The organism is Sphaerisporangium sp. NPDC051017, from assembly GCF_040683095.1.
In the GTDB taxonomy this organism is placed as follows: Bacteria; Actinomycetota; Actinomycetes; order Streptosporangiales; family Streptosporangiaceae; genus Sphaerisporangium.
The window spans coordinates 1-4,989 of sequence record NZ_JBFBCI010000134.1 but is presented as its reverse complement, the minus strand read 5'-3'; the positions used below and the strand labels follow the sequence as shown (position 1 = coordinate 4,989).

Here is a 4,989-nt window from a genome sequence, read left to right as displayed (position 1 = left end):
CACTGGGAAGCCCAGGACGCAACCTCCTATGGCTGGGAGCCCGGCAAGCTCTCCGTCTGGAAGGACCTCGGCGACTGTACCGACGGCCCCACCCCAACTCCCACGGTCACCCCGACACCGACCACACCCCCCACCACACCTCCGGACGGTCCCACCCTGGGCGGGTACGTCGAGATCGGCTCCAAGCGATACGAGTACACCACCGTCTCCACCGGAAACGGCCCCGGCATCTACGACCCACTCCAGATCAACACCACCCGGCAGGTCACCCGCCAGGCGGTCACCGGCGGCTTCCGCTACACCGACCAGCGCACCACCTACGACACCTACGGCCTGCCGACGAAGATCAATGACTACGGCGACACGGGTACGGCATCCGACAACACCTGCGTCACCATGTCCTACGCCCGCAACATCGATAGCGGGCAATGGATCCTCGCGCTGCCGTCCACCGTGGAGACGCGCAAGGGAGACGACTGTGTGGCCGGGGATGTGATCGGGCGAGTCGTGACCTTGTACGACGGTGGGACCGACCCGGCGACCAACAAACCGACGCGCGGAAACAAGACCGAGATACGGACATGGCTGGACGCCACCCACATCGCCACGGAGAAGTCGGTCTTCGACGGTTACGGGCGGCCGACGTCCACCACAGACGTTCGCGGTAAGACCACCTCCATCAGTTACGCGCCGACGGTCGGGTACCCCGTGGACGGCACCACGCGCACCAACCCCCTTGGATTCACGCAGACGGCGTGGAACGCCCCCGCCCATGGAGGGGTGGTCGCGTTGCGCGATCCGAACGACCGCACAACGAACATCGAGTACGACTCACTCGGCCGTACGACCACGCTGTGGACGCCCGGGCAGCCCAAGAGCGGCAGCACTCCTGCAGCGAAGGTGAGCTACAGCGTCCCCTTCGACGGAGGCACGGGCCAGCCGACGGCGTCGGCGAGCGTGACGATGAGCAAGATATTCTCTGGGGCGGGTTCTTCTGCCAAGTGGCTGACCTCTGTCTCCTTTGAGGACGGGCTCGGCCGCCTGAGAGAAGAGCAGATGCCCTCGCCCGCGGGTGGTCGCATGGTCAAGATCACTGCCTACGACGCGCGAGGTCTGGAAACGGTGAGGTCGGCCCCGCTTCACAACAGCGCGAACGCGGGCGCGGGCCTGCTCAACCCCGCGATGGCCGATGTGCCCTCATGGGCTAGGACGATCTTCGACGGCGCAGGCCGGGAGGTCGCCAAGATCCAGTACGGCGGGGTGGTGGAGGTGCGCCGTGCGTCCACCGCGTACGCGGGAGCGGACCAGTACACCGTGACGCCGCCTCTGGGTGGCAAGACCACCTACACAGTGAACGCCGCCGGTAAGGTCACCGGGATCTCGGAGCAGTTCGGGACGCAATGGCTGAACAGCACGCGCGAGTACGACGCGCTCGGGAACCTCACCAGGATGACCGACGCCAATGGCAATGTGCGCACCTTCACCTACGACTGGGCCAAGCGACGCGTCGCCCAGACGGATCCCGATTTCGGGGCGACCGCCGCAGCTTATGACCCGGCCGGGAACCTCACCTCAGCGACCGACGCCAAGGGGGGGACGATTTCCACCGTGTACGACGACCTCGGGCGGAAGAAGGAGCAGTGGGTCGGGAACCCCGGCTCCGGAACCAAGGTCGCCGAATGGGTCTACGACACCCTGTTCAAGGGGGAGCGCACCTCGGCGACCCGCTGGACCGGCGGACAGGCCTACACGGACACCGTGACGGATTATGACGCGGACTATCGCCCCCTCGGGTCGGTGCTGACGATTCCCGCCGCCGAGGGCCTGCTCGCGCGCACTTATACGTTCACAGTTGGGTACGACAAGGCAGGCCGCGAGAACTCCAAGACATTCCCCGAGGCCGGTGGGCTGCCGGAGGAGACGACTGCGACTACCTTCAACGACGTCGGACTCCCGGTCGCGTTGTCATCCGACTTCGGGGGCACCTTCACTTATGTGAAGACGACCGGCTACTCGCCTGTCGGCAAGTTGACGTCCCGCGACCTTGGAAACTCCGCGAGCATTCGGAGAACGCTGACCTGGGATCCGGCGACGAACGCGCTCACGTCCGTCAAGACCGTATCGAGCGTCGGCAACACGCCGTCGGCCACTGTTCAGGAAGACCAGTTCTCATACGACGCCGCTGGTTCCCTTGCCTCGATAGCCGACAACACCGTCACGCCGGCGCCTCAGCTGGAGTGTTTCGGTTACGACGTACGGCGCCGACTTGAGTCCGCGTTCTCGACCACAGGCGCGTGTACGGGCGGGCCTGTGGCGGGCGGACCCGATCCGTACAGCCTTTCCTACACCTACGACCCGGTGGGCAACATCAAGTCCGTGACCGACTCCGGCCATACGGCGACGTACGACTACCCAGCGCCCGGTGCTGGAGTGGTGCGGCCGAACGCGGTGCGTTCGATTACGCGGGCGTCTGGAACAGACACGTACACCTACGATGCGCGAGGCCAGCTGACATCGCAGCTCGTCGGCGGTACCACGTCCACGTTCGATTGGAACGAACTTGGGCAAATGGCCAAGGCGACGGTCGGCGGCAGGATTTCGGACGAGGTCTATGACGCTGACGGTAAGCGCCTGATCCGGCGCGAGCCCGGCAGGACGGTGCTCTATCTCGGTGCCATGGAGCTGGAACTCGCCGATGGAAAGGTCACCGGAAAGCGGTACTACCAGACGCAGGACGGTGTCGTCGTGGCCATGCGAACGAGCGGCCGCACGGGCGTCACGTGGTTGCTCGCCGGACCCCAGGGCAGTCACGAGTTCGCCATCGACGAGACGACTGGAAAGGTCGACCGCCAGAAATACCTTCCCTTCGGCGCCCGGCGAGCTGGCCGGGATGCGTTGCCGGGCACGGATCAGGGTTTCCTCGGCAAGACGGAGGACGAGGCCACCGGGCTCGTTGATCTTGGTGCGAGATATTACTCACCAGCGATCGCGAGATTCATCAGCACGGATCCTTTGCTGGCTGGTGACCCTTCCGAACAGCAGTTTGCCAATCCTTACTCCTACGCCGGGAATGACCCCATCCGGTTGGCGGATCCCACAGGGCTCTTCCCTGAGAGTCCGACCGTTGCACTGTGCCGTTCCCACGACCTGCTGTGTTCACACGACTCGTACAACCAGGCGGTGGAAGCGGCGGAACTGGCCGAACTTCAGCAAGAGCGGCAGGATTCCAGTCAGTTGCTGGCCGAACTGAGCGTGAATGAAAGCACTGAGCGCGGTAGCGCCAAGAAATCCGGCCCCCGGTTGAAAGAATGCGACGGCTTATCTGACAAGATTTGTAATATCGTCGTGTACGTCTCGCTGAAAGCGTTCGAGCTCAGCGGGTCACGATACAGTAAGAGCGACAAATGCTCGAACGAGAAACCGTGCAAGAAGAACGCGATGCGGCACTGCGTGCAGCAGGTGGCGCTGACGGACATCTGTGGCCGGAAGATTGCTGAGCAGGTAGCCGAAAACCACGAAAAAGGCAACGACATGTCGAAGAGGAACGTGAGAAAGGATACGGCGATCGATAGGCATAACAACAAGGTCAGCCAGGAGGCGGCCGAAGCCAACCTCGGCAAGCTGAGGTCCCTCCGCTACGGTGAGGGATCGCGGGCCGATAAAGCGGAGAAGTACTGGGCTTACGTGAAGGAATTGTGCGAGACTTTGTGGACGTCGGGCAAGTTGTGGTGATGCCAGCCCGTCGGTTTCTCCCCATATCACCGGGACCTGGCGTCGAGGGCGCCGGTGCGGACTTCGAAGGCGGCAGACAGTGCGTGCTCGCACAGTGAACGTTGTCGTGGCCACGGCGCTCTGTGTTGTGGTCGCGACGGGAGCCTTCGCTGCTTTCAGGGCGAAGGCGTGGTTCGACGCGGTCTTCGATCGGGCGGATCCGGACTGCGTGTCGCGAAGCCTTGCGGAGAACAACCGGCTCGCAGACGCGATCGCGCCGTACCTGCCGTCGGTGCGTCCCGACGACATCGAAGGGGGCCACGGCTGCGGTCCCTCCGACGACGGCCCGTGGATAGAGGTCGAGTTGCCCGGCGCGTCCGCCGAGGATGCTCTCCGCGAGTTCCGCCCTCCCACCTGGACCGCGGTTCCCGCGGAGAAGACTCGGGAATGGGCCAACCATGCTCGACGTGTGAAGGCGGTAACCGGTGAAATCGATGATCGTTCGGTCGAGGTGTACGCGCTTGAAAACTACGCTGGTGAAGGGTCTGCGCTGGTAAGGGCGTGGTTCTCCGATCATTGACGCTGAGGCGGTCTAGGCACCGCCCTAAAGTTAGGGTCGAAATGTAGTTCCACTTCCGACTTGATCGCGGGCGGCAAAGATCGGGTCAGGGTTTGGAGGGGCCTGCGACATAGAAAAGCTCCTGGTAGGACGGGGATTGTCGAGATCCAACGTCGATCCAGGAGCTTCGTTGTCGCAGTCTGGCATGCCCGCGCTTGTCTCGTCCACGGTGTCCGCCATTTCGTCGGGCGTGTCCGCCGTTGCGGTCGGAGAGGTCCGGCGGTCGCTGCGCGAATTGATCGCTGCCGGGCCAGCGGCCGGAATGGGAACGAATGCGGGCGATCGGTGGCCGTCGCTGCTGGGCCGCCTGGTCAGTGCCGAGCAGGTGATCGCGGCACTGGAGGCAGCCGGGTATATCGATCAGCGGCGGCGGGATCTGCCCGGCGAGGTGACGTTGGCCGCTGTGCTGAACTGCTGCCTGTACAGCGGGGAAGGCTACGACGCGGTGCTCGCGCGGACCTTCGCCCAGCGTCCTGCGCGTGTGCCCGCCGCCCCGGTGCCCACCGGGCAGGCGTTCTCTTCGGCCAGGACCCGGCTGAGTGAGGCCCCGCTGCGCGAGTTGTTCGGCCAGGCCGCCGCGATGGAACCGAAGGCCGGCGCCGGCATCCCTGGCGCGTACGCGTTCGGGCTGGTGGTCACCGCCATCGATGGAACCACGA

The 4,989-nt window shown here is 64.6% G+C and carries 3 protein-coding genes; all 3 read left to right on the top strand.

Annotated features, from left to right (window positions below):
• Positions 1–3,732, top strand: a 3,732-nt coding sequence (locus tag AB0M95_RS40755; RefSeq protein WP_363777080.1) for an RHS repeat-associated core domain-containing protein, incomplete at its 5' end; no start/stop codon positions are given.
• A 94-nt stretch (positions 3,733–3,826) separates the two neighbouring features.
• A complete protein-coding gene (locus AB0M95_RS40750) occupies positions 3,827–4,291 on the top strand; it encodes a hypothetical protein (protein WP_363777077.1) in 465 nt (154 codons plus the stop codon).
• 169 nt (positions 4,292–4,460) lie between these two features.
• Positions 4,461–4,989: transposase domain-containing protein (locus AB0M95_RS40745; protein ID WP_363777074.1), on the top strand; the 529-nt coding region annotated here is incomplete at its 3' end.